Raw genomic sequence first — 24677 nt, forward strand, 5'->3', positions numbered from 1 at the left:
AGTCGGTGCGGTGGGCGGTGCGGGCAGGTCGAGCATGATGCCTCCGGGCGGGATCGTCAGTGCCGCGCGCTCCCCGGCGGGTCGGCAGCGGGGGTGAGCAGGGCGGCGAGCTGGTGTTTCCAGGCCTGCAGCAGGGCGGTCCGCCGGGCCGAGTCATCGCTGAGCAGATTGGCCACGCCCAGCCCACGCAGCAGGTCGAGGGTCGCCTGCACCGCCTCCCGTACGCCGGGCCGGCGTTCGTCCACCCCGAGCAGCTCGACGGTCAGCCGGTACATCTCCCGGCCCACCCGGGCCTCCAGCGGCAGCAGCGCGGCACGTAGTTCGGCGTCGGTACGGGCGGCCACCCAGAGTTCGAGGGCGGCGACGAACAGCGGCCCGGTGAAGGCGGCGGCGAGCAGGTCGACGACCCGGTCCAGCCGACCTGGGCCGGCCGGCAGGGTCTCCGCTTCGCTGCGCAACTCTGCCGCCCGCCGCTCGGTGAGGTGCACGACGGCGGCGGTGACCAGGGCCGCCCTGGTCGGGTAGTGGTGCAGCTGGGCACCCCGCGAAACGCCCGCGCGCTGAGCCACGACGGTCGTGGTGGTGCCGGACCAACCGTGTTCCACCAGGCAGTCGAGGGTCGCCTCCAGCAGCCGGGCCTGAGTGGCGCGACTGCGTTCCTGTTGAGGGACCCGGGTCGATGCGGTGGACACGCGCACAGCCTGCCGCGCCAGAAACAAACAGTCAAGACTGACTTTTTTATCGCTCCTGCGGCTGCCTCGGCCCGCCCCGCTGATCTCCACGCCACACCGTGCCGACCGGCGGAGACTGCGGCGCGTACGTGCCCGCGAACCCCTCCCGCGTCGCCCCCTCCGGCACCTCACTGTGCCCCTTTGCTCTGCTTCAACCCACGCATCGTTGTTGGCGGCGAACCATTGCGTGGGTTGAAGCAGAGCAAAGGGGGGCGTGGACACAGGGCGGAAGGGGAGGCGCCCCCTGCTCGCACGGACCAACCTCCCGGCCCTCGGTCCGAGCCGAGGGCGCACCGAGGGCTGTCAAGGGGCGATGGCCAAGGGGTCGGGGCACCGAGGGCCGAGGGCCGGGCTGGACGTGGAAAAGCGCCACCCGCCCGGTCCGCGGTGGCGGGCCGAGCGGGTGGGTGAGCAGACGGGGTCAGACGCGGGCGCGGCGGGCCAGGCGCTCCGGGTCGAGGATGATGATGCTCTTGCCGTCCAGGCGCAGCCAGCCGCGCGAGGCGAAGTCGGCAAGGGCCTTGTTGACCGTCTCCCGGGAGGCGCCGACGAGCTGGGCGATCTCCTCCTGCGTGAGGTCGTGGGTCACGCGCAGCACGCCGCCGTCGCGGGTGCCGAAGCGGCCGGCCATCTGGAGCAGGTTCTTGGCGACCCGGCCGGGCACGTCGGTGAAGATCAGGTCGGCCAGGGCGTCGTTGGTCCGGCGCAGGCGGCGGGCGAGCACCCGCAGCAGCTGCTCGGCGATCTCCGGCCGGTTGTTCAGCCAGGGGCGCAGGGCCTGCTTGCGCAGTCGGGCCAGGCGGCTGTCGGTGACCGCGGTGGCGGTCGCCGTACGTGGGCCCGGGTCGAACAGGGACAGCTCGCCCACCATGTCCGACGGTCCCATGACCGCGATCAGGTTCTGTCGGCCGTCCGCCGCGCGGCGACCAACCTTGATCTTGCCGGACAGCAGGATGTAGAGACTGTCGCCGGGCTCGCCCTCGTTGAAGACGACCTCGCCCTTGCGGACCTCGATCGTCTCCATCTCCTTGGCGAGCGCCTCGGCAGCCTCCGGGTCAACGCCCTGGAAGATCCCGCTGCGGGCCAGTACCTCGTCCATCGCGCACACCTCCGGTTGCGCGTGCCGTCTGCTCGGCCGGGACTGCCGTCCGCTGATCCCCTCGCGCGCCGCCCAGTCTAGGCGCACGTGAGCAGTAATCAGAGGTCCACCCCTGGAATCTTGATCGTTGGTGTAACCCGCCCGTCGCCGACACCCACTACGATCGCCGGCCCACCCGATCTGGCGGAGCCGCTGGTCGTAAGGTCACGGCGTGCTGAGCGACCCCCTGCTGACCACTCGTCGTGAGGACGGGTGGGACATTCCGCTACTCGTGTGGCGGGCGAGGCGACCGCTGCGGGCGGTCAGCAGCGCTCCGCTCGGCGGTGGCATCGGCGTACGACGGTGGGTGCTGAACGCGACAGTGCCGATGTCGTACGACCGGGAGGACCCGGCCGCCCACCTGGGCGAGATGGCCCGCCGGCTCGGCCTCGACGGACCCGGGGTGGGCCTGCTGACCGGTGTCGACGTGAGCGAGGTGCTGACCCGGACCGACACCGGGGTGCGGGTGTGGGCCACCGTCGGCCTGGGCACCCCGATCCCCGCGGCGGCGCCGGCGACCCCGACCGTCGCCCAGCGGGTCGGCACGGTCAACATCGTGGCGTGGGTGCCGGCCCGGCTCGGCGACGCCGCGCTGGTGAACGCGGTGGCCACGGCCACCGAGGCCAAGGCGCAGGCGATCGCCGAACTCGGCCTGCCGGGCACCGGGACCCCGACCGACGCGGTCACCGTGCTGTGCCCACCGACCGGTCCGGTCAGCGCGTACGGTGGCCCGCGGTCGGAGTGGGGCGCGCCGCTGGCCCGGGCGGTCCATGCCGCCGTGCTCGCTGTCGGGACCGGCACAGTCGTGCCATGGTCGGATCGGCTCCGGGTCTGAACTCCTCGACCGATCGGCCGTCGTGATCCGGTTTTCGGCCCGGTAGGGTCGCCCACGATGTATGCTCCCGCCCCCCTTGCGTCCCGACGTCGCCGCCCTGCCCTGGCCGTGCTCGGCGCGCTGTTCGCTGCGCTCCTGCTCGCCGGTTGTGCCGAAGTCACCGAAGGGCCGATCTGGCAACCCGGTGCGGGCGGTGGCGGCACCGGAGCCCCCGTCGAGTCGCCGACGCCGAAGGTCAAGAAGATCTCGCTCTCGGCCACCGGCGACATCGTGATGGCGATGGCACCCAACCGGCTGCCGCCGAACAACGGCAAGGGCTTCTTCGACTCGGTGAAGAAGGCGCTCGCCGCCGACCTGGTGATGGGCAACCTGGAAGAGCCGTTGACCGTGGACACGGGGGCCGGCAAGTGCGGGGCGGATTCGACCCGCTGCTTCCAGTTCCGGGCCCCGCCGGAGTACGCCGCACACCTCGCCGACGCCGGGTTCGACCTGCTCAACCAGGCCAACAACCACGGCTACGACTTCGGTGAGAAGGGGTACGAGAACACCCAGAAGGCGCTGGAGGAGCACGGGCTGGAGCACACCGGCGCCCCCGACCAGATCACCGTGGTGGAGGTCAAGGGCGTCAAGGTCGCGGTGGCCGGGTTCTCGTCGTACCGCTGGTCGAACAGCCTGACCGACATCCCGGCCGCGAAGAAGGTGATCGCGAAGGCCGCCACCATGGCCGACATCGTGGTGGTGCAGGTGCACATGGGTGCCGAGGGTGCGGAGATGACCCGGGTACGACCGGGCACCGAGATGTTCCTCGGCGAGAACCGGGGTGACCCGATCAAGTTCTCCCGAGCCATGATCGATTCCGGGGCGGACCTGGTGGTCGGGCACGGTCCGCACGTGCTGCGGGGCATGGAGTTCTACAAGGGCCGGCTGATCGCGTACAGCCTGGGCAACTTCGCCGGTGGCGGCAACTCGCTGAGCAACAACGGGCGACTCGGCTGGGGTGGGGTGCTCAAGGTGTCGTTGGAGGAGGACGGCACCTGGGCGGGCGGCTCGTTCGTGTCGACGTACATGGACGGGGTCCGCAAGCCGGTGGTGGATCCCGACGATCGCGGCCTCGGGCTGCTGAAGGAAGTCACCAAGCTCGACTTCCCGGAGACCGGCGCCAGGTTCACCGACTCCGGCAAGATCAGCCCGCCCGCCGCGGGCTGAGTCACCCGGCACCCGACGAGGGCTGAGCCACCCTGCGTACGCGTGCCCGTCGCCGTGTCGGCGGGGCGACGTAGGCTGGCCGTCGTGACCAGAAGTGCCACCGAGACCGACCTCGGGCGTACCCGGCGGGCGCGGCGGATCGGCCGCGTGCTGACCGAGACGCACCCCGACGCGCACTGTGAGCTCAACCACACCAGCCCGCTGGAGTTGGCCGTCGCCACCATCCTGTCGGCCCAGTGCACGGACAAGAAGGTCAACGAGGTCACTCCGAAGCTCTTCGCCCGCTATCCGAGCGCCGCCGACTACGCCGGGGCGGACCGGGCCGAGATGGAGGAGTTGATCCGGCCCACCGGGTTCTACCGCAACAAGACCAACTCACTGATCCAGCTCGGTCAGGCGTTGGTGCAACGCTACGACGGCCGGGTGCCCGGCCGGTTGGCCGACCTGGTGACGCTGCCCGGGATCGGCCGCAAGACCGCGAACGTCATCCTCGGCAACGCCTTCGACGTGCCCGGCATCACCGTCGACACCCACTTCCAGCGGCTGGTGCACCGCTGGGGGCTCACCTCGGAGACCGACCCGGTCAAGATCGAGCACGCGATCGGGGCGATGTTCCCCAAGCGCGACTGGACCATGCTGTCGCACAGGATCATCTTCCACGGCCGGCGGGTCTGCCACGCGCGCAAGCCGGCCTGCGGAGCGTGCACGTTGTCGAAGCTCTGCCCGTCGTACGGCACCGGGCCCACCGAGCCGGCCGCCGCGGCGAAGCTGCTCAAGGGCCCCCGCGCCCGTGACCTCGCGGTCGCCGCCGGGGTCGATCCGGAGTTGGTGCCGGTGCAGGCGGTCCGGGCGGAGGCGCCATGATCCGCCGGCTCGCTCTGCTCGCCATGCCGCTGCTGCTGGTCGCCACCGCCGCCTGCACCGCCGAGGCCGAGAAGCCCCCACCCACCCGGCAGGACCCGGCCGCCAGCCGCCCGTCGCCGTTCGCCGACTGCGCCGCGCTGACCAGCGCCCCGGGCAGCTCAGGCGACGACGGTGCGCCGGGCAGTTCGGCCGACGACCGCCCGGCCGGCGACACCGGCAGCGGCGGCAGTCAACTGCCCGAGCTGTCGCTGACCTGCTTCACCGGCGGCGCACCGGTCGCCCTGCGGGAGGTACGCGGCCCAGCAGTGATCAACATCTGGGCCTCCTGGTGCCCGCCCTGCCGCAAGGAACTGCCCGCCTTCCAACGGCTCAGCGAACGCGCCGAAGGGCAGCTCCGGGTCATCGGGGTGAACACCCAGGACAGCCGCAGCGCCGCCCAGTCCATCGGCGAGGACTTCGGCGTACGGTTCCCGATGCTTGTCGACCAGGGGCAGGCGATGCAGCGGGCACTGCGCCGCAATGCATTCCCGATGACCCTGTTCCTGGCCGCCGACGGGCAGATCCGGCACATCGACACCTCGGGCGCGCTGGACGACGCCCAGCTCACCGAGCTCGTTGAGCAGCATCTCGACATCACGGTCGGAGCGTGAGCGAGGTGGCGCGATGAGTCAGCCACCGGAGACGGCCCGCCGCGCGCCGGCCTGGCTGCAACCACTGCTGGCCCGCCTCGACACCGCCCGCATCGAGGACTTCACCCAGCTGCGTACGCCGGAGCACGGCGGCCGGGAAAGCGCCGTGCTGGTGCTGCTCGGCGAGGGTGAGACCGGCCCGGACGTGCTGATCCTCCAACGGGCCGCGACGCTGCGCAACCACGCCGGCCAGCCCGCTTTTCCCGGCGGTGCCGCCGACCCGGAGGACGCCGACGCCGCCGCGACCGCACTGCGGGAGGCCAACGAGGAGGTCGGGCTGGACGTCGGCAGCGTGACCCTGCTGACCGAGCTGCCCCGACTCTGGATCCCGGTCAGCGACTTCGTGGTCACGCCGGTGCTTGCCTGGTGGCACGCCCCGCACCCGGTGCACGCGCGGGAGCCGGCCGAGGTGGCCCACGTCGCCCGGCTGCCCATCGTCGAACTGGTCGACCCGGAGAACCGGATGCAGGTACGCCACCCGAGCGGCTGGATCGGCCCGGCGTTCTCCGTACGCGGGATGCTGGTCTGGGGATTCACCGCGGGGGTGTTGTCGGGTCTGCTGGACATGGGCGGGTGGAGCCGGCCGTGGTCCCACAACCGGGTGATCGACCTGCCGCCGACCGAGGCGACGCCCGCTCCCTCGGCCGGCACCGACGACGTCGACGAGAGCGCGATGCGCTGATCGGACGGTCACCTTCCGCTAGCGATCGTCATTCCGCGAGCTGTCGGCCCGTACGCTTGAGCCGTGTCGGCCGTGGATCTCGTCCTGCTGTTGCTCATGCTCGTGTTCGCGATCAGCGGATACCGACAGGGGTTCGTCATCGGGGTGCTGTCGTTCTCCGGGTTCTTCCTGGGTGCCCTGATCGGGCTCCAGATCGGGCCCATGTTCGCCCAGCAGTTCGTCGACAGCGGCACCCGGGTGCTGATCTCGCTGGCCGCCATCTTCGGACTGGCCGTGATCGGTCAGGCACTCGCCGGATGGCTCGGTTCGCACCTGCGTCGAACCATCAACAATGACGTGGCCCGCCGGGTAGACGACGTCGGCGGCGCGTTCGTCTCACTCTTCGCGGTGCTGCTGGTGGCCTGGCTCGTCGCGGTGCCGCTCGGCTCCTCGTCGCTGCCCTGGCTGGCCGCCTCGGTACGCAGCAGCGCCCTGCTCAACGTGGTCGACCGGGTGCTGCCCGACCAGGCGCAGCAGCTCTCCACCGCGCTGCGCGACACCGTCGACACGAACGGGTTCCCGGACGTCTTCGACGGCCTGCGGCGTACCCAGGCCCGGCAGGTCGAGCCGCCCGACCCGGCGCTGGCCGGCTCCGAGGTGGTGGCCAGCGGTCAGCGCTCCGTGGTCAAGGTGCTCGGTTCCGCACCGAGTTGCTCCCGCCGCATCGAGGGCTCCGGCTTCGTGTACGCCGACGACCGGGTGATGACGAACGCGCACGTGGTCGCCGGCACCCGTTCGGTGGCGGTGGAACTGCGCGGCGAGCGGTACGAGGGCGAGGTCGTCGTCTACGACCCGAACCGCGACCTGGCCGTGCTGTACGTGCCCGGGCTGCCCGGCCCCTCCATGCGGTTCGCCGCCGGCAACGCGTCCACCGGCGCGGACGCCATCGTGCTCGGGTTCCCGCTGGACGGGCCGTACAACGCCCAGTCGGCGCGGGTCCGCGACGTCGACCGGATCACCGGGCCGGACATCTACTCCTCCGGCAACGTGACCCGGGAGATCATCACGATCCGGGCGCTGGTGCGCAGCGGCAACTCCGGCGGGCCGCTTGTCTCCTCGAACGGGCTGGTCCTCGGGGTGATCTTCGCGGCGGCGGCGGACGACCCGAACACCGGCTTCGCGGTGACCGCCGCCGAAGCCCGCCCGGTGGCCCTGGAGGGCGCGCAGCGTACCCGGGGCGTCGACACCGGTGAGTGCACCTGACGCTCAACGGTGCGGTGCCGGACTTCGCCGCGGCGACGCTGCCCGAGGCCACACGCCCAGGGCGGCGGTGCTGGCGATGACCACCGTCAACCCGAGCAGCCAGCCGGCCAGCACATCACTGCTCCAGTGCACGCCGAGGGCGACCCGGCTGAAGCCGGTGACCAGGGCGATCAACAGCGCGCCGAGCCAGACCGCCGCCTGGGCACCCGGCCCGGCCCCGGTCGCGGGCTGACCTGCTCGGGCCGGCGTGGACGGCCGAGGTAGGAACACCACCACGAGGACCCCGGCGGCGAGCACCGCGTTCAGCGCGTGCCCGGACGGGAAGGCCAGACCGGGCGCCTCCGCCACGGGATCGGGCAGATCCGGTCGTGCCCGGCCGACCAGCAGCTTCAGCAGCGGCCCGAGCAGACCGCCGACCACCATTGTGGTGACGACCCAGACCGCGAGCCGTCGAGCGCCGCGGCGCACCAACCAGAGCACCAGGAACAGCGCCGCGACGCGCAGCGGCATCGGTGCGAAGGCGTCGGTCCAGACGCTCATCACCCGGACCCAGAGCGGATGGGCGACGGCGTACCCGTGCAGGTGCTCGGTCACCGTCACGTCCAGCCGGTGCAGCGGTGCCCAACCACCCAGCACCAACCCGGTGAGCAGGGCGAACGGCAGGAACGTCAGCAGGCTGACGGCCGGCGTACGGCCCGACGGCGTCGCGCCGACCACAGGCAGCCGTCGCTGTCGCCATGAGGTAGGCGGGAGACTACGCCGATCGCTGCCCACGGCGATCGTTGTACCCGCACCACCGGGTCCGCTACCGGGGATCGGACGAATTCGTCGACGGTCAGCGGGGCGACTGCCGGAACCGACGCACCATGAGCAGGGCGCCGGTGACCAGGGCGACGAGGATCGCCGAGCCGATCCAGAGCCGATCCGTGCCGCTGCTGTCCTGCGCGCCCGCCGCCCGAGCCCGCCAGCGGGTTTCCTGCTGCGGCGCGGTGAAGCCGAGCTGTTCGGCGTCCGGGTCCGGCGTGGGGATCGAGCCCGGTGCCGGGCCGAACCCGCTGATTCCCGGTGTCTCGTTGTCGTCCAACGGGTTGTGCTGCACCAGCGGCACATCCGCGGTCAGCGCCGCGATCGGGTCCACCAGGCCGTAGCCGAACCGGTCGTCGCGGCCGGTGGGACCGATGTCCTTGGCGGTGACCAGCAGACGGTTCACCACGTCGCCGGCGGACATCTGCGGATAGCGGGCCCGGACCAGGGCGGCGGTGGCGGCGACCAGTGGCGCGGCGAAGCTGGTGCCCTGCACCCGCCAGTAGCCGGCGGGGGACCGGGCGCCGACGAGACCGCTGGCCGGCGCGGTCAGCACGGTGGCCCGGCCGGTGATCGCGCCGCTCCACAGGTTGTTGCTGGACCGTTCCAGCCCGGAAACCGCGATCACGCCCGGCTCCCGGGCCGGGTACCACACCTTCGCGTCGGGTGAGGTGGCCAGGTTGCCGGTGCAGGCGACGACCACCACGTCCCGGGCGAAGGCGTAGTCGATGGCGGCGGCCAACGCCGGGCTGTCCCCGCTGCCACCGAGCGACAGGTTGATGACCTGAGCGCCGTTGTCGACCGCCCACCGCACACCCTGGGCGACGATCAGGGCGTCGTCGTAGCGGTTCTCCTCGTCGAGCACCCGTACCGGCAGGATCCGGGCGTCCGGGGCCAGCCCCACCACGCCCTGACGGTCGTCGTTGCGCCCGGCGATCAGGCCCGCCACGGTGGTGCCGTGCCCGACCGGATCCGGTTCGGCCGCCCCGTCCGGCGAGACCAGGTCGATGCCGGGCAGCACCCGCCCGGCCAGATCCGGGTGCGAACCGTCCACCCCGGAATCGATCACGGCCACTGTCACGCCCCGGCCGGTCGACGTGCGCCAGGCGGTCCGGGCACCGAGCTTGTCGAGCTGCCACTGCTCGTCGCGGATCTGGTCGGCACGGTCGGTCACGTCGCCGGGCGCGTACGCCACCGGCACGGTGACGCTCGGGTTCGCCGGTACGGCGGCAGCCGGCACCGCCGCAGCGACAGCCGACACGGCGGTGGCCGCCGCAGCGAGCAGCGCCCGGCCGGCCAGCCGTCGAGGCCCCGGCGGGCGACTGTGCCGCACCCTTGTCACATTCTCAGCCGTTCGGTCGCAGCAGACATGACGATCGGAGATTACCGGTTCCGTCCCGTTTCCAGGGACGTTCGCGATACTCGACGTCACTGTGGCGGCAAGTACGCGAGTTGGACCAGCCGTACGCCCTCCCGTCGGGTGAACAGTCGGCCACGCCCGGCGGGCAACGGACCGGGCCGTACCGGGCCGACCAGGGCGCCTTCGTCCGGGCTGCCCGACATCACCAGGCCCGAGGTGGACAGTTCGCGTAGCCGTTGGACGATCGGCTCGTACTGCGCCCGGCCGGCGCCACCGCAGCGACGGACCAGCACCAGGTGCAACCCGACGTCGCGGGCGTGCGGCAGATGCTCCTCAAGTGACCGCAGCGGGTTCGCCGGCCCGCTGGCCACCAGGTCGTAGTCGTCGACCAGGACGAACAACTCCGGGCCGGACCACCACGACCGGTCCCGCAACTGGGCCGGGCCGACATCGGGACCGGGAATCCGGCCCTGCATGTAACCGGCGGCGGACTCGACCAGGTCGGTGGTGTGTGCGGCGGTGGTGCCGTACCCGATCAGATGGGGTTCCTCGATGACGCCGAGCAAGCTGCGCCGGTAGTCGACCAGGATCACCCGAGCCTGCTCCGGCGTGAACCTGCTGACGATCGTGCTGGCCAGGGCACGCAGGAACGAAGACTTGCCGCATTCGGCGTCGCCGTAGACCACGAAGTGCGGTTCGGTGGTGAAGTCGAGCACGACCGGGCGCAGGTCCGCCTCGGCGATCCCGATCGGGATGCGCAACCCGGTGGCGGCGTCGCGATCCAGATCGGCGTACGGCAGCACCGCCGGTAGCAGCCGCACCGGGGGAGCGGACGGCCCGGACCAGGCCCCGCCGATCTGCTTCACCAGGGCAGCGGTATCGGAGCCGGTGGACTGGGGCAACGCGACGAGGAAGTGCAGACTCGCGGCGGTGATGCCGCGCCCCGGCGTCTGCTCCGGCACGTCGGCCGCCGCACGCCGGGCGACGAGCGAGTCGGACGGGTCACCGAGCCGCAACTCCAGGCGGGATCCGAACAGGTCCCGGATGGCGGGGCGGAAGTCCAGCCAGCGCACCGCGGTCGCCACCACGTGCAGCCCGTACGACAGGCCCCGGGTGGCGAGATCGGTGATCAGTGGTTCCAGGTCGTCGTACTCGCCGCGCAGGGTCGCCCAGCCGTCGACGACGAGGAAGACGTCACCGAACCGGTCACCCTCGGCCGACCCGCCGGCGAGTCGGGCGGCTCGGCGCTGCCGCCAGGCGGCCACCGACTCGACCCCGGATTCGGCGAAGGCGCGTTCCCGCTCCGCCAGCAGGGTGGCCATCTCACCCACGGTGCGGCGTACGCCTGTCGGATCGGCCCGCCCGACCACCCCACCGACGTGCGGCAGGTCGCGTACCGCCGCCAACCCGCCACCGCCGAAGTCGAGGCAGTAGACCTGCACCTCGGCCGGGGTGTGGGTGAGCGCCAGCGCGCAGATCAGCGTACGGAGTGCGGTGGACTTGCCGCTCTGCGTACCGCCGACCACCGCGACGTGGCCGGCTGCGCCGTCCAGCGCCAACCAGAGCAGGTCACGACGCTGCTCGTACGGCTTGTCGACCACCGCCACCGGCACCTGAAGGGCACCGTGCAGCTCCGGATTGCCGAAGGTCAGGCCCCGGCCGGGATCGATCGTGAGGGGCCCGACCAGCTCGTCAAGCGCGGGGGCGCCGTCCAGCGGCGGCAACCACACCTGATGGGCCGGTGGACCCTGCCCGGTGAGCCGGCCGATCAGCAGGTCTAGCAGGGTCTGACCGGTCTCCTCGTCCGGCTCGGCGGTGACGGCCGGGACGGGCGGCTGCGCAGCCGGCGTGAAGTGGGTGGAGAAGGTGAGCAGCCGGGGCCGGTCCGGACCTGCCGCCGAGGCCGACGTCCCCCGCCGCCGCACCGGCCCGGAGACGTACGCGGCCTTGAACCGCAGCAACGGCTCGGTGCCGAAGCGCAGATAACCGTGCCCCGGCGTACGGGGCAGTTCGTAGGCGTCCGGCACCCCGAGCACGGTGCGCGATTCCAGCGAGGAGAAGGTCCGCAGACCGATCCGGTACGACAGGTGGGTGTCCAGGCCGCGCAGCCGGCCCTCCTCCAACCGCTGGCTGGCGAGCAGCAGGTGCACGCCGAGGGAGCGGCCCAACCGGCCGATCTGGACGAAGAGGTCGATGAAGTCGGGCTTGGCGGAGAGCAGTTCGGAGAACTCGTCGCAGATCAACAGCAGCGACGGCAGCGGGGCCAGCGGACTGCCCGCCGCCCGGGCCCGTTCGTAGTCGCGCAGGCTCGCGAAGTTGCCGGCCCGGCGCAGCAGCTCCTGCCGCCGGACCAGTTCGCCGTTGATCGCGTCGACCATGCGGTCCACCAGCGGCAGGGCGTCCGCCAGGTTGGTGATCACCGCTGCGGTGTGTGGCAGCCGGTCGAAGGAGGCGAACGTCGCGCCGCCCTTGAAGTCGACGAGCACGAAGTTGAGCTGTTCCGACGAGTGGGTGGCGGCGAGCCCGAGCACCAACGTACGCAGCAACTCGGACTTGCCCGAGCCGGTGGCACCGATGAGCAGGCCGTGCGGGCCCATCCCGTCCTGCGCCGACTCCTTGAGGTCCAGCTCGACCGCACCGCCGTCGACGCCGACCCCGAGCGGCACCCGCAGACGCTCGCGGGCCGACCGGGGGGCCCAACCCTGCTCGGCGGTGAAGCCCGCCGGGTCGCCGAGGCCGAGCAGCTCCGGCAGACCCGGCTCGACACCGGGCGCCGCATCCTTGCCGCCGGTGGCGGCGGCCAGCCGCAACGGTGCCAGCCGGCGGGCCACCGCCTCGGCCTCGACGATGCTCAGAGCGTCGGCGGTGCCGACCTCGGCGGCCTCGTCCGCCGAATGCGAGTGCAGCCGGCCCTCGCGCAGCTCCAGCAGCAGCGCGAACCGGTCGAGCAGCCGAGGCGGCGGAGTGTCCAGATCGATCAGTGTGACCCCGTCGATGCCACCGTCGCCCGCCAGTTCGGTGGCACCGGTGAGGTCACCGCCGTCCAGCACGACCACCAGGTGCGGGCCGTCCGTGGCGGGCCCGGCCGGGCTGAACCGGGGCCGACTGGCCAGCACCTCGTCGAGCAGACGCTCCAGTTCCATCGCCGAACTGGTCACCAGGCGTACCGGACCGAGGGCGTCGCTGCGCGTCGGGTGCTGGGCGTGCGGCAGCCACTTGGTCCACTCCCAGCGGTCGCGGCGTTCCGGCCCGGCGCAGACGGCGACGAGGAGTTCGTCCGGCGCGTGGAAGACGGCGAGTTGGGTGAGCATCGCCCGGACCAGTGCCTGCGCGGCCGGCGAGCCGGTGTTCCCGGCCGGCGTGCCCCGGACGAACACGCGGGCGAAACTGCGCAGCGACAGCGCCACCGGCAGGTCGGGCACCACCGAGTACGCGTCGAGGAACCGGCGCAGCGCGCCCGCCGTCATCGGCTCCAACTCCTCCAACGGGCGGGTGACAGGTGGAATCAGCGGCGTGGCCAGGGTCTGCGGCCCGACCGCGACCCGGACGACGGCGAAGTCCGCGTCGGTGGGCCGGCGTTCCCACACCCGGTGGCTGTCCACCGTCGACCAGAGCAGCCCCGGGTCCGGGTGCCGGTAACAGAGCCCGGTGCGCTGTTGCGCCGCAGCCTGTCGCACCTGCCGCCGCAACGTCGCCAGGTGTCGCAGGTACTCCCGGCGAGCCGCCATCATCTCGGACTTGCGGGGGCTGCCCGAGGCGCTGCCCCAACTGGTGACGAGCATGGCCAGCGAGGAGAGCCCGAACATGGCCCCCACCACGTACGAGTAGGCGCCGCCGCCCCGGCCGAACATCATGGCCATGGCGATGGTGCCGCCGAGCATCGGCAGCACCATCAACATCTGGTGCCAACGTCCACCGGTGACGGCGGGTATCTCCGGTGGTGCCTCGACTGGCAGCTCACCGACCGGGATCTGCGGTGCCGGACGCCGGGGCGGCCGCCGGATGACGACAGTGGACACGCGACCTCCTGACCGCGCTCGGTGACCCGAAGCTGGCTCATCGTAGGTAAAGTGCTCCCGTTCGCGCAGCCGTCGCCCCACTCAGCATGGAGGCCGGTCGATGACAGTCGGGCTGACCCGGATCACCGTCAGCACGCCTCAGCGGCGGGTCGACGTGGCCCTGCCGGAGCATGTGCCGCTCGCCGAACTGCTGCCGGAGGTGCTCCGGCACGCGGGCGAAGGGCTGGCGGACGACGGGGAGCGCCACGGCGGCTGGCTGCTGCGACGGGCCGACGGCACCGCGCTGACGGCCGGGCAGGCGCTGCTCGCCCAGGGCGTCCGCGACGGGGAGATGCTGCACCTGGTGCCGGCCAGCGTGCAGTGGCCCGAACTTGACTACGACGACGTGGTCGAGGCGATCGCCGACGGTGCCCGTCGTCGTGGTGGTGCCTGGTCGCCCCGAGCCACCCGGGCCGCCGCACTGGGCGGGGCGGCGGTCCCGCTCGCCGTCGGCCTGCTCGCCCTTCTGGCCGGCGGTCCGGAGCATCCGATCGGCTGGTTCGCGGCGGCCCTGATGGCGACACTGCTCGTGTTGGCGGGCACGGTGCTGTCCCGGGCGCAGGGAGACGGCCCGGCCGGGGCCACCCTCGGTGGGTACGCGCTGCCGTACGCCGCAGCCGCCGGTGCGCTCGCCGTCGGCTCCGGTGACCCGGTCGGCCCCTTCGGTCCGCTGCGCTGGATCGGCGCTGCGGAACTGCTGGCCGCCTCGGTGGCGTTGCTGCTGGCCTCGGTGCTCGGGTTGCTCGGGGTGGCCACCCGGTTACGGATCTTCGTGGCCGGCGTGGTGGTCGGCGCGGTCGGTGCCGCTGCCGCCGTCGGTGGCCTGTGGCTTCACCCGGCCGGCACCGCGGCCGTGCTGCTCTGCGTGCTGGCCTTCGGGATCGGGGCCGTCCCGCTGCTGGCCATCCGGTTGGGCAAGGTCCCGTTGCCGCCGATCACCCTGCCCACCGGCTCGCCGGACGACGCGGACCGGGTCCGGGACCTCCCCGACCGCAGCCGGGTGTACGCGGCGGTGGCCCGCACCGAGGAGATGCTGACCGGGATGCTGATCGGGCACGGCCTGCTGGCGGTGGCCGCCGCGCTGGTGCTCAGCGGCTCGGACACCGCGAGCCGGTTGCTCGTCGCGGTGACCTCGGCGGTGCTGCTGCTGCGGGCCCGGCTGTTCGTGGCGGTACGCCACCGGATGCCACCCGTGCTCGCCGGGCTGGCCGGGTACCTGCTCCTCGGCGCGAACCTGGCCGGTGCGGCGGGGGAGCGGGGTCACCTGCTCCTGGCAGCCGGTGGACTGCTGGTCGCCCTGCTGATCGTGGCCGGCGGCACCACGTACGCCCGGCGGCCGGTCTCGCCGTACCTCGGTCGCCTCGCCGACCTCACCGACACCGCGCTGGTGGTCTCCGTGGTGCCGATCGCCTGCGCCGTGCTCGGCCTCTACGAACGAGCCCGGGGCCTGCTCGGCTGAGCAGGCCCCGGGCTGTCGAAACGTCCGTCAGTGCGTGGATTCGCCGCGCTCGGCGGCCTCCCGGGCCCGCCGGTACGACGCCTGGATCTCGGCCTCGGCCTCGGTACGCCCCACCCAGGTCGCGCCCTCGACCGACTTGCCCGGCTCCAGGTCCTTGTACACCTCGAAGAAGTGCTGGATCTCCAGCCGGTCGAACTCGCCGAGGTGGTGGATGTCGCGCAGGTGCTCCTGCCGCGGGTCCTCGTACGGCACGCAGAGGACCTTGTCGTCGCCACCCTTTTCGTCGGTCATCCGGAACATGCCGATGGTGCGGCAGCGGATCAGGCAGCCCGGGAAGGTCGGTTCGGGGACCAGCACGAGCGCGTCCAGCGGGTCGCCGTCCTCGCCCAGGGTGCCCTCGATGAAGCCGTAGTCGGCCGGGTACTGCGTGGAGGTGAAGAGGGTGCGGTCCAGCCTGATCCGGCCGGTCACGTGGTCCACCTCGTACTTGTTGCGGTGACCTTTCGGGATCTCAACCGTGACGTCGAAATCCATCTGCACGCTCCTCATTCGCCCACGCTGGCTTGACGGAACCGGCGGCCGCACCCCCGGACAGGCGAATACCCACCCGCATACTCCGGCCGCCGCATAGTCTTCGGACCGAAGTAGTGTCACCCAGGCCGGTTCCGGGCGGGGAGGAGGGGGTCGTGGGGAGGGAAGATTCACACTATCGACCCGACGACGCAGGTGACGGCGTTTCCCGCCAACCACCCCCGAAACCGGCAGCCGGGCGGGTACCGGTGCCCGAGGCCCAGGTCCTCCGGCCGCAACCGGCCGCGCCGACCGGTCCCCCCACCGGCGAACCGCTGCGGGATGCGGAACGGACCGAGCCGCTGACGGTCGGCGCAGGGGCGGGCCCGACCAGGGCTTCCAGCCCACCGCCGCCCGGTGTCGGCGGCGGACCGGGCGTGCCGTCCGGCGTACCTCCCGAGCAGCCCCGACCGACGTCGCGCCGCCGGTTGCCGGTGCTGCTCGCCGCGGTGCTGGTCCTGGTGCTGGCCGTGGTGGGCCTCGTGGTGGTGCGTCCCGGTCCGGTCGAACGCTGGCTGGCCGACGACCCCGCCGCGCCGAGCGCCGAGCCGCCGGAACCGTCGCCGGTAGCGGTGCTGGCCGGCACCGACGTCGGCGCGCCGACGCCCGCCACCGACGGGCTGCGCGCCGTGCTCGACCCGCTGATCGCCGACACCGCGCTTGGCGGTCGGGTCCACGTGTCGGTGACCGACGCGCTGACCGGCCAGCAGTTGTTCGAGCGGGGCGGCGGTACGGGCACCGTGCCGGCGTCGGTGACGAAGCTGCTGACCGCGGTGACCGTGCTCACCGCTCGCGGCCCGGGATACCGGATCCCGACCACAGCCGTGGCCGGCGCGCGACCGGGCGAGGTGGTGCTCGTCGGCGGCGGGGATCCCACCCTGGCGGCGGGCGCCAAGGGTTTCTACCCCGGCGCCGCAAGCCTGAAGGACCTCGCCGAGCAGGTGCGTACCGCGCTGGGTGGGATGGCGCCGACCCGGGTCGTCGTCGACTCCTCGCTCTACTCCGGGCCGCGGTTGGAGCCGGGCTGGGACGACGACATCCCCACCGGTGGATACGGCGCGCAGATGACCGCGTTGATGCTCGACGGTGCCCGCAAGGATCCGAAGGCCGGCCAGGGCTGGGCCGAGCGGGTCAGCCAGCCGGACCTCACCGCCGGGCGGACGTTCGCCCGGCTGCTCGGCGTTCCGGAGAACGAGGTACGCAGCGCCACCGCGCCGGCACCCCCGGCCGGCTCGACGGAAGCGACTGATGCGCCCGAAGCGAGCGGTGCGCCGGTCGGCGCCACCGGCCCGGGTGCGCAACTCGGCGTGGTGCAGTCGCCGCCACTGATCCGGCTGGTCGACATCATGATCAGCGACAGCGACAACATCATCGGCGAGGCGCTGGCCCGCCAGGTCGCCCTGGCGCGTGGCCGCCCGGCCTCGTTCGCCGGTGCCGCCTCGGCGATGACCGAGGTGCTGTCCGAGCTGGGCCTGCCGACCGAGGGCCTGGCCCTCGCCGACGGCAGCGGCCTGTCCCGGCGGAACCTGATCAGTCCCACGTTGCTGACCGAGACGTTGGCCCTCGCGGCCAGCCCGGACCACCCCGAGCTGGGCGGCATCTTCGGTGGGCTGCCGGTCGGCGGCTGGTCGGGCACGCTGCGCGACCGGTACGGCTCGGTGCCCGGCACCGCCGCCGGGGCCGGGACGGTCCGCGCCAAGACCGGCACGTTGACCGGTGTGCACGCCATCGCGGGAGTGGTGACGACGGCCGAAGGTCGACCACTGACCTTCGCCGTGCTCACCGATCGGGTCCCGGCCGACGGGATGGAACCGGCCCGTGGGGCACTCGACCGGATCGCCGCCGCCCTGGCCACCTGCGGCTGCCGCTGACCCGTACCGCCGTCGAGGGCGTGGACGGGCGTGCCGGCGCGGGTACGGTGGGTGGCATGGCGCAGTTCGTGGACTGGGATCTGGCCGTTGCGACCGCGGGGGCCCTGGGCAAGACCGGCCCTCGGGTGTCGTACGACGAGGCCACCGAGGTGGTCGCCGAGCTGCGCCGGTTGACCGACGAGGCGGCCGGGCACGTGGCCGACTACACCGGGCTCACCTCGCAGGTGGCCCATCCGCCGGTGCGGGTGGTCGACCGGCGGGACTGGGCCGCCACAAACGTCGCCGGCCTGCGCGAGGTGATCACACCGCTGGTCGGTCGGTTGGCCTCGGACAAGCAGCCCGGCGCGTTGACCGAGGCGGTCGGCTCCCGGGTGACCGGGGTGCAGGCGGGCACCGTGCTGGCGTACCTCTCCGGCCGGGTGCTCGGCCAGTACGAGGTCTTCTCGGCCGATCCGGGCCAGTTGCTGCTGGTCGCGCCGAACATCGTCGAGGTGGAGCGCAAGCTTCAGGCGGACCCCCGCGACTTCCGGCTCTGGGTCTGCCTGCACGAGGTGACCCACCGTACGCAGTTCACCGCGGTGCCGTGGATGCGGGGATATTTCCTCGGCGAGGTGCAGGCGTTCGTGGATGCCGCGCAGGGCAGCGAGCATCTGCTCGACCGGCTGCGTCGCGGCATGGGCACCCTGGCTGACGTGGTGCGCAACCCGCAGGGCCGCTCCAGCGTGCTGGACATCGTGCAGACGCCCGGGCAACGGGCGGTGCTGGACCGGCTGACCGCGCTGATGACCCTGCTGGAGGGGCACGCCGAGTTCGTGATGGACGGTGTCGGCCCGCAGGTGATCCCGAGCGTCGAGCGCATCCGGGCCGGCTTCAACCGGCGCCGGGAGGCCGGCAACCCGGTGGAGAAGACCGTCCGCCGGTTGATCGGCATGGACGTCAAGATGCGGCAGTACGCCGAGGGCCGCAAGTTCGTGCACGCGGTGGTCGAGCGGGTCGGCATGGCCGGTTTCAACCGGATCTTCGAATCGCCACTGACCCTGCCCCGGCTGAGCGAGTTGAGCGAACCCGACGCCTGGGTGGCTCGGGTACACGGCCCGGTCGGGCCGAAGCCGCCCGCCGACTGAGCCGGCGACGATGGCCGCGATCTCCCCGTCCGTCGCCGCGATCCGGGTCGCGGTTCGTCGGGCGCTTGCCGAACTGCCGGCGGACGGTCCGGTGCTGGTCGCCTGCTCCGGCGGCGCCGACTCGCTCGCACTGGCCGCCGCCGCCGCGTTCGTCGCGCCCCGATCGGGTCGGGTGGCCGGTCTGGTGACCGTCGATCACGGGTTGCAGACCGGGTCGGCCGAGCGGGCCGAGGCGGTGGCTCGCTGGGCGGAACAGGCCGGTCTGTCGCCGGTGGAGGTGGTCCGGGTCGAGGTGGCCGGCCGACCCGGAGGGCCCGAGGCGGCGGCTCGTGAGGCCCGCTACCAGGCGTTGGTCGAGGCGGCCGGGCGGCATGGCGCTGCGGCCCTGCTCACCGGGCACACCCGCGACGACCAGGCCGAGACGGTGTTGCTCGCGCTGGCCCGGGGGGCCGGCCCGCGTGGGCTGGCCGGGATGCCGGTAACCCGAGATCTGGGCGGGGTGCCCCTGGTACGGCCACTGCTGGAGATCAGCCGCGAGCAGACCCGGGCGGCGTGTGCGGCGCTGCGCCTGACGCCGTGGCAGGACCCGCACAACCTCGACCCCGCGTACGCCCGATCCCGGGTTCGGGCGCAGCTGTTGCCGGCGCTGGTCCGGACGCTCGGCCCCGGTGTCGTCGACAACCTCGCCCGGACCGCCCGGCTGGTGGCGGCCGACAACGCGGTGCTTGACGAACTGGCCGAGGATGCGCTGCTCGCGGCGCGGCACCCCGACGGCGGGCTGGCGACCAAGTCCCTGGCCGACCTGGCCGGTGCGGTACGCGGCCGGGTGCTGCGCGTCTGGGCTCACGAGCTGGGCTCACCGCCGGCCGCGCTGTCCCACCGGCACATCGCCGCGCTCGACGCGCTGGTCACCGCCTGGCGGGGCCAGGGGGCGGCGTACCTGCCGGGCGGACTACGGGTGGTGCGCCAGGCCGACCGTCTGCTACCCGCGCCCGACTGAGGTCAGCCGGCGGGGACGCGGTCGCGGAAGGTGACCCGGTAGGCGTTCGGGGTGGCACCGACCCGGCGGGTGAAGTGGTGGCGTAGCGCGGCGGCGTTACCGAAACCGGTCCGGTCGGCCACCTCGTCCACGGTCAGCCCGGTCTCCTCCAGCAGGCGGCGGGCCAGCAGGATCCGCTGGTTGGTCACCCAGTCGTGCGGGGTGGTGCCGGTCTCGGAGCGGAACCGGCGAGCGAAGGTGCGCGGTGCCATGCCGACCCGGGCCGCCAGCTCGTCGACTGTCAACTGCCGGTCCAGCCGCTGAATCAGCCACTCCAGCAGCGGCTCCAGGGTGGGGGCCTGCGGCACCTTCGCGATCGGCGCCTCGACGTACTGGGACTGCCCGCCGTCGCGGTGTGGGGGTACCACCATCCGCCGGGCCAGCCGGGTGGCGGCGGCCGAGCCGTGTTCCTGGCGTACCAGATGCAGGCAGGCGTCGATGCCCGCGGCCGTGCCCGCGCTGGTGAGCAGCCGGCCGTCCTGGACGTAGAGCGAGTTGCAGCGGACCCGCGCCTCGGGCTGTCGGCGTTGCAACTCGTCGACGTGCCGCCAGTGGGTCGTGCACTCCCGGCCGTCCAGCAGCCCCGCCTCGCCCAGCAGGTACGCCCCGGTGCAGACGCTGAACAGGTACGCCCCACGGTCGGCGGCTCGGCGCAGCGCCGCACGCACCTCGGGGTGCGCGGCGGTGTCGCCGTGGTGTGCGGGAACCGCCACCAGGTCCGCCTGCTCGATCGGGCCGAGGTCGGCGTTGGGCACCAACTGAAAACCGGCCGAGGTACGCACTGTCGCGCCCTGCGGGCTGCACACGTCGAAGCGGTAGCCGGGCAGGCCGTCGGCGGTGCGGTCGGTGCCGAACACCTCGGCCAGTACGCCGAGCTCGAACGGCGCGACGCCATCAAGCACCAGTACGGCCACCGAGTGAAGCATGTGACGAGGGTAACCGCAGCAGTGGCGGGAAATCGAGGGTCAGTGGCATTCCTGCCACTGTTCGTGCGGGGGCGCGAAGCGCAGACTCGTATCAGTCGGTGCGCACCGGCGGCGACAAAACACCAGAAACACTGTGAAAGCGAGCGCCGCCATGGAGTTCCTTTTCGTGCTGTTCCTCCTCGTCGTCCTCACCTCCGCCTCGGCCGCCGGCCTGACCGCCGACAGCAGGGACTCGGCCGACTGGAAGCCCTCCGACGCTGGTCGCCGGTGGTGATCCGGTCCCCACTGAGGTGATTGGTCAGCTTCGTCGCAAAAATCGCCCGGGGTCGTCCCACGAAAGGGGCGGCCCCGCCGACGACCCACCCAGGGCGTACGGCAGGCTAGTGGCATGGCTGACGGCTCCTGGTACGACGCCGACATCGACCACGTGATCATTTCCGAGGCGCAGATTCGCGAGAAGACCGCGGAACTGGCCAAGCAGGTCTCCGCGGACTACGCCCACGTCACCGACGGGCTGCTGCTCGTCTGTGTGCTCAAGGGGGCGGTCATGTTCATGGCCGACTTCGCCCGGGCCCTGGGCCGCCAGGGTCCGCCCGCGGAGTTGGACTTCATGGCCATCTCCTCGTACGGGCAGGGCACCACCTCCTCCGGCGTGGTGCGCATCCTCAAGGACCTGGACCGGGACATCGCCGGCCGGCACGTCGTCGTGGTGGAGGACATCGTCGACTCCGGGCTGACCCTCTCCTGGCTGCTGCGCTACCTGGAGTCCCGGTCGGCGGCCAGCGTCGAGGTGGTCGCCCTGTTCCGCAAGCCGGACGCGGTAAAGGTGACGGTGCCGGTCAAGTACGTCGGCTTCGACATCCCGACCGAGTTCGTCGTCGGGTACGGTCTCGACTTCGGTGAGCGGTACCGCGAGTTGCCGTACGTCGGCGTCCTCAAGCCCGAGGTGTACGCCCGCAGCTGACCCCGCACCGGCCGAATCGCCCCGTCTGACATACAGCGGGCTTTCAGGTGATTTGGCTACCGTGGAGCACGGTGGTGGGGACTCCGCTCCCCACCATGCCGGTCGACTCCCGGTTCGCCGTGCGCGTAAGTGCTGGGCTCGCCAGCTCACATCCGTCTCGCACGGTGTACCGTCGAATGACCGTGGCGCGGCAATTTCGCGCCCCGGGGTCGAGGCCGGCCCGCACGGCGGCTACGGCAGCCGCCCCGGCGGCGACACCCAACAGTCGGTCAGGACGTCGATCAGGAGGATGCGGGCGTCTCGGCGCTCGACAAAAGCATGGAACGTACGCGTTTCTTCCGCCGACCGGTGTTCTGGGTCATCCTGGTCATCCTCGGCGCCGTTGTGCTCAGTCAGTTGTTCACCTCTGGTCCCAGCTACCACCGGGTGGACACCTCAGTCGCGCTCGACCAGCTCAACAAGGGTGGCATCGAGAAGGTCGTGTTCCAGGACAAGGAACAGACGATCCAACTCGAGCTGGCCCAGGAGGCCGAGTTCGGCAAGACCAAAACCAAGCTGATCGAGGCCCAGTTCCCGTACGAGGTCGGCAACGAGGTCTGGAACCAGGTCCTCGACGCCAAGGCCAACAACCGGGTCACCGGGCCGGCCGACACCGAGGTGTCGTCCGACAGCATCTGGGTCAGCCTGCTTGTCAACCTGCTGCCCATCGTGCTGCTCGTGCTGCTGCTGCTGTTCTTCATGTCGCAGATGCAGGGCGGCGGCTCCCGGGTGCTCAACTTCGGCAAGTCCAAGGCGAAGATGATCACCAAGGACACGCCGAAGACCACCTTCGCCGACGTGGCCGGGGCCGAGGAAGCCGTCGAGGAACTGCACGAGATCAAGGACTTCCTCCAGAACCCGGGCAAGTACCAGGCGCTCGGCGCGAAGATCCCGAAGGGCGTACTGCTGTTCGGCCCGCCCGGTACCGGTAAGACGCTGCTCGCCCGGGCGGTCGCCGGTGAGGCCGGGGTGCCGTTCTACTCGATCTCCGGTTCCGACTTCGTGGAGATGTTCGTCGGTGTCGGTGCCAGCCGGGTCCGCGACCTGTTCGAGCAGGCCAAGGCGAACGCCCCGGCGATCGTCTTCGTCGACGAGATCGACGCCGTCGGTCGGCACCGTGGCGCCGGCATGGGCGGTGGCCACGACGAGCGCGAGCAGACCCTCAACCAGCTGCTCGTCGAGATGGACGGCTTCGACGTCAAGGGCGGCGTCATCCTGATCGCCGCGACCAACCGGCCGGACATCCTCGACCCGGCGCTGCTGCGCCCGGGCCGGTTCGACCGGCAGATCCCGGTCGACGCCCCCGACATGGAGGGTCGCAAGGCCATCCTGCGGGTGCACGCCAAGGGCAAGCCGTTCACGCCGGACGTCGACCTCGACTCGGTGGCCAAGCGGACGCCGGGCTTCAGCGGCGCCGACCTGGCCAACGTGATCAACGAGGCGGCCCTGCTGACCGCGCGGAAGGACCAGCGGGCGATCAGCAACGAGTCGCTCGAGGAGTCGATCGACCGGGTCATCGCCGGCCCGCAGCGTCGTACCCGGGTGATGAGCGACCAGGAAAAGAAGATCACCGCGTACCACGAGGGTGGGCACGCGCTTGTCGCCTGGGCGCTGCCGCACGCCGCGCCGGTGCACAAGGTGACGATCCTGTCGCGTGGTCGCTCCCTGGGCCACACCCTGGTGCTGCCCACGGAGGACAAGTACACCCAGACCCGCGCCGAGATGATCGACACCCTGGCGTACGCGCTGGGCGGGCGGGCCGCCGAGGAACTCGTCTTCCACGAGCCCACCACGGGTGCCGGCAACGACATCGAGAAGGCCACCGCGTTGGCCCGCGCGATGATCACCCAGTACGGCATGAGCTCCAAGCTCGGTGCGATCAAGTACGGCACCAGCGGCGACGAGCCGTTCCTCGGCCGCAACATGGGCCACGAGCGGGACTACTCCGACGCCGTCGCCGCCGAGATCGACGGCGAGATGCGGGCACTCATCGAACTGGCCCACGACGAGGCCTGGGAGATCCTGGTCGAGTACCGGGACGTGCTGGACAACATCGTCCTCGAGCTGATGGAGAAGGAAACCCTCTCCACCGCCGACATGGCCCGGATCTGCGCCCGCGTGGTCAAGCGGCCGCCGATGGCGCCGTACAACGGCTTCGGCAAGCGTCAGCCCTCCACGGAGCCGCCGGTACTCACCCCGGCCGAGAAGGAGGCGCTCAAGGTGCAGGCCGAGGCCGACGGGGCGCAGGCCACCGTCGGTAGCCCGAACTCCAACAACTCGGACGGCACGCACTGAGCACCAACGACCCAGCGGCCAGCCCCCCGCAGCGGGGGCTGGCCGCCTCCTCAACCGAACCCGACGACACCCTCGACTACATCGCCGCACGGCTGGTCAACGGCCGGCTGACCGGCCGACCGGTCGAGGAGATCATCGACCTCGCCCGCATCGAAAAGGCGGTCCGCGAGATCCTCATCGCGGTCGGCGAGAACCCCGACCGGGACGGGCTCCAGCAGACCCCGGCCCGGGTGGCCCGCGCCTACGCCGAACTCTTCGCCGGCCTGCGGGTCGACCCGGCCACGGTGCTCACCACCACCTTCGAGGCCAACCACGAGGAACTCGTGCTGGTCCGGGACATCGACGTGATGAGCCTCTGCGAGCACCACCTCCTGCCGTTCCGGGGCAGCGCCCACATCGGCTACATCCCCGGCCCGGACGGGCGGATCACCGGCCTGTCCAAGCTGGCCCGGCTGGTCGAGGTGTACGCCCGTCGCCCGCAGGTGCAGGAACGGCTCACCTCGCAGATCGCGGACCTGCTGATGGACCGACTCGCGCCGCGCGGGGTGGTGGTCGTCCTGGAATGCGAGCACATGTGCATGGCCATGCGCGGCATCCAGAAGTCCGGCGCCAAGACGATCACCTCGGCGGTGCGTGGCACCCTGCAACGGGACGCCAAGTCCCGTGCCGAGGCGATGGCGCTCATCCACCCCCGCTGACCGGTCTCCTTCGCTGACTGGCCTTCTACGCTGACTGGCCTTCGCCGATGATGGGCCGACGCTGCTCTGTGGGCGGTGGCGGC

At 72.0% G+C, this 24677-nt stretch carries 21 protein-coding genes; 14 read left to right on the forward strand and 7 right to left on the reverse strand.

Annotated features, from left to right (window positions below; translation table 11 throughout):
* Window positions 1-56: 56 nt before the first annotated feature.
* Together Vgi01_RS04775 and Vgi01_RS04780 are read right to left on the reverse strand one after the other, a co-directional pair.
* Window positions 57-692 (reverse strand): TetR/AcrR family transcriptional regulator, encoded by a 636-nt coding sequence (locus Vgi01_RS04775; RefSeq protein ID WP_102656002.1) that lies wholly within the window; start codon window positions 690-692, stop codon window positions 57-59.
* A gap of 460 nt (window positions 693-1152) precedes the next feature.
* A complete protein-coding gene (locus Vgi01_RS04780) occupies window positions 1153-1830 on the reverse strand; it encodes a Crp/Fnr family transcriptional regulator (protein ID WP_013736306.1) in 678 nt (225 codons plus the stop codon).
* A 211-nt stretch (window positions 1831-2041) separates the two neighbouring features.
* Between Vgi01_RS04780 and Vgi01_RS04785 the strand changes: the two genes are divergently transcribed.
* The 6 genes from Vgi01_RS04785 (at window position 2042) to Vgi01_RS04810 (ending at window position 7387) form a co-directional block, all read left to right on the forward strand.
* Window positions 2042-2704, forward strand: coding sequence for an adenosylcobinamide amidohydrolase (locus Vgi01_RS04785; protein ID WP_102656001.1), 663 nt, complete (start codon window positions 2042-2044; stop codon window positions 2702-2704).
* 57 nt (window positions 2705-2761) lie between these two features.
* On the forward strand, window positions 2762-3910 hold the full coding sequence (locus tag Vgi01_RS04790) for a CapA family protein (RefSeq protein ID WP_102656000.1): 1149 nt from the start codon (window positions 2762-2764) through the stop codon (window positions 3908-3910).
* A gap of 54 nt (window positions 3911-3964) precedes the next feature.
* Window positions 3965-4774 (forward strand): endonuclease III, encoded by an 810-nt coding sequence (gene nth, locus Vgi01_RS04795; RefSeq protein ID WP_199180044.1) that lies wholly within the window; start codon window positions 3965-3967, stop codon window positions 4772-4774.
* Entirely contained in the window at window positions 4771-5424 is a 654-nt protein-coding gene (locus Vgi01_RS04800) for a TlpA family protein disulfide reductase (RefSeq protein ID WP_204290265.1), read from the forward strand. Before nth ends, Vgi01_RS04800 begins: the two co-directional genes overlap by 4 nt.
* A 13-nt stretch (window positions 5425-5437) precedes the next feature.
* Complete coding sequence (locus tag Vgi01_RS04805; protein ID WP_102655997.1) at window positions 5438-6145, forward strand: NUDIX hydrolase; 708 nt, start codon at window positions 5438-5440, stop codon at window positions 6143-6145.
* 63 nt (window positions 6146-6208) lie between these two features.
* Window positions 6209-7387, forward strand: a complete 1179-nt coding sequence (locus Vgi01_RS04810; protein WP_013736300.1) for a MarP family serine protease — start codon at window positions 6209-6211, stop codon at window positions 7385-7387.
* 3 nt (window positions 7388-7390) lie between these two features.
* Here the strand turns inward: Vgi01_RS04810 and Vgi01_RS04815 are convergent, their stop codons facing one another.
* The 3 genes from Vgi01_RS04815 to eccCa form a co-directional block, all read right to left on the reverse strand.
* Window positions 7391-8161, reverse strand: coding sequence for a phosphatase PAP2 family protein (locus tag Vgi01_RS04815; RefSeq protein ID WP_373306858.1), 771 nt, complete (start codon window positions 8159-8161; stop codon window positions 7391-7393).
* Window positions 8162-8222: 61 nt separating this feature from the next.
* Window positions 8223-9533 (reverse strand): type VII secretion-associated serine protease mycosin, encoded by a 1311-nt coding sequence (gene mycP, locus Vgi01_RS04820; protein WP_373306859.1) that lies wholly within the window; start codon window positions 9531-9533, stop codon window positions 8223-8225.
* An 86-nt stretch (window positions 9534-9619) separates the two neighbouring features.
* Entirely contained in the window at window positions 9620-13570 is a 3951-nt protein-coding gene (gene eccCa / locus Vgi01_RS04825) for a type VII secretion protein EccCa (RefSeq protein WP_204290266.1), read from the reverse strand.
* Window positions 13571-13670: 100 nt separating this feature from the next.
* Here eccCa and eccD point away from each other — a divergent pair, with 100 nt between their 5' ends.
* A complete protein-coding gene (gene eccD, locus Vgi01_RS04830; RefSeq protein WP_204290267.1) occupies window positions 13671-15068 on the forward strand; it encodes a type VII secretion integral membrane protein EccD in 1398 nt (465 codons plus the stop codon).
* 27 nt (window positions 15069-15095) lie between these two features.
* On the opposite strand, the gene Vgi01_RS04835 is transcribed toward eccD, so the two are convergent.
* On the reverse strand, window positions 15096-15602 hold the full coding sequence (locus tag Vgi01_RS04835) for an inorganic diphosphatase (protein WP_013736295.1): 507 nt from the start codon (window positions 15600-15602) through the stop codon (window positions 15096-15098).
* A 413-nt stretch (window positions 15603-16015) separates the two neighbouring features.
* Here Vgi01_RS04835 and dacB point away from each other — a divergent pair, with 413 nt between their 5' ends.
* From dacB to tilS, 3 genes are read left to right on the forward strand one after another with little or no spacing between them, the layout of a single operon-like run.
* Window positions 16016-17509, forward strand: coding sequence for a D-alanyl-D-alanine carboxypeptidase/D-alanyl-D-alanine endopeptidase (gene dacB, locus Vgi01_RS04840; protein ID WP_239088817.1), 1494 nt, complete (start codon window positions 16016-16018; stop codon window positions 17507-17509).
* 56 nt (window positions 17510-17565) lie between these two features.
* A complete protein-coding gene (locus Vgi01_RS04845) occupies window positions 17566-18633 on the forward strand; it encodes an Rv3626c family coenzyme F420 biosynthesis-associated protein (RefSeq protein WP_102656030.1) in 1068 nt (355 codons plus the stop codon).
* A 10-nt stretch (window positions 18634-18643) separates the two neighbouring features.
* Complete coding sequence (tilS, locus tag Vgi01_RS04850; RefSeq protein WP_204290268.1) at window positions 18644-19633, forward strand: tRNA lysidine(34) synthetase TilS; 990 nt, start codon at window positions 18644-18646, stop codon at window positions 19631-19633.
* Window positions 19634-19635: 2 nt separating this feature from the next.
* Here the strand turns inward: tilS and Vgi01_RS04855 are convergent, their stop codons facing one another.
* Window positions 19636-20598, reverse strand: coding sequence for a GlxA family transcriptional regulator (locus Vgi01_RS04855; RefSeq protein ID WP_204290269.1), 963 nt, complete (start codon window positions 20596-20598; stop codon window positions 19636-19638).
* A 151-nt stretch (window positions 20599-20749) separates the two neighbouring features.
* Here Vgi01_RS04855 and Vgi01_RS31095 point away from each other — a divergent pair, with 151 nt between their 5' ends.
* The 4 genes from Vgi01_RS31095 to folE all read left to right on the forward strand — a co-directional run bounded on the left by Vgi01_RS31095 (window position 20750) and on the right by folE (window position 24594).
* Entirely contained in the window at window positions 20750-20872 is a 123-nt protein-coding gene (locus Vgi01_RS31095) for a hypothetical protein (RefSeq protein ID WP_275409867.1), read from the forward strand.
* A 114-nt stretch (window positions 20873-20986) separates the two neighbouring features.
* Entirely contained in the window at window positions 20987-21562 is a 576-nt protein-coding gene (hpt, locus tag Vgi01_RS04860) for a hypoxanthine phosphoribosyltransferase (RefSeq protein ID WP_013736289.1), read from the forward strand.
* Between the two features lie 318 nt (window positions 21563-21880).
* On the forward strand, window positions 21881-23896 hold the full coding sequence (gene ftsH / locus Vgi01_RS04865; protein WP_204290270.1) for an ATP-dependent zinc metalloprotease FtsH: 2016 nt from the start codon (window positions 21881-21883) through the stop codon (window positions 23894-23896).
* A 38-nt stretch (window positions 23897-23934) separates the two neighbouring features.
* Entirely contained in the window at window positions 23935-24594 is a 660-nt protein-coding gene (gene folE / locus Vgi01_RS04870; RefSeq protein ID WP_102655991.1) for a GTP cyclohydrolase I FolE, read from the forward strand.
* Window positions 24595-24677: the final 83 nt, after the last annotated feature.

Source organism: Micromonospora gifhornensis (genome assembly GCF_016863515.1).
Classification (GTDB): Bacteria; Actinomycetota; Actinomycetes; order Mycobacteriales; family Micromonosporaceae; genus Micromonospora; species Micromonospora gifhornensis.

What these genes read in the sequence shown, in the direction of transcription:
- eccD (WP_204290267.1), top strand. Translation starts at nt 13,671, where the DNA reads ATGACAGTCGGGCTGACCCGGATCACCGTCAGCACGCCTCAGCGGCGG.
- Vgi01_RS04835 (WP_013736295.1), bottom strand. Translation starts at nt 15,602, where the DNA reads ATGGATTTCGACGTCACGGTTGAGATCCCGAAAGGTCACCGCAACAAG.
- Vgi01_RS04790 (WP_102656000.1), top strand. Translation starts at nt 2,762, where the DNA reads ATGTATGCTCCCGCCCCCCTTGCGTCCCGACGTCGCCGCCCTGCCCTG.
- hpt (WP_013736289.1), top strand. Translation starts at nt 20,987, where the DNA reads ATGGCTGACGGCTCCTGGTACGACGCCGACATCGACCACGTGATCATT.
- Vgi01_RS04805 (WP_102655997.1), top strand. Translation starts at nt 5,438, where the DNA reads ATGAGTCAGCCACCGGAGACGGCCCGCCGCGCGCCGGCCTGGCTGCAA.
- Vgi01_RS04800 (WP_204290265.1), top strand. Translation starts at nt 4,771, where the DNA reads ATGATCCGCCGGCTCGCTCTGCTCGCCATGCCGCTGCTGCTGGTCGCC.
- tilS (WP_204290268.1), top strand. Translation starts at nt 18,644, where the DNA reads ATGGCCGCGATCTCCCCGTCCGTCGCCGCGATCCGGGTCGCGGTTCGT.
- ftsH (WP_204290270.1), top strand. Translation starts at nt 21,881, where the DNA reads ATGGAACGTACGCGTTTCTTCCGCCGACCGGTGTTCTGGGTCATCCTG.
- Vgi01_RS04845 (WP_102656030.1), top strand. Translation starts at nt 17,566, where the DNA reads ATGGCGCAGTTCGTGGACTGGGATCTGGCCGTTGCGACCGCGGGGGCC.
- Vgi01_RS31095 (WP_275409867.1), top strand. Translation starts at nt 20,750, where the DNA reads ATGGAGTTCCTTTTCGTGCTGTTCCTCCTCGTCGTCCTCACCTCCGCC.
- Vgi01_RS04780 (WP_013736306.1), bottom strand. Translation starts at nt 1,830, where the DNA reads ATGGACGAGGTACTGGCCCGCAGCGGGATCTTCCAGGGCGTTGACCCG.
- Vgi01_RS04855 (WP_204290269.1), bottom strand. Translation starts at nt 20,598, where the DNA reads ATGCTTCACTCGGTGGCCGTACTGGTGCTTGATGGCGTCGCGCCGTTC.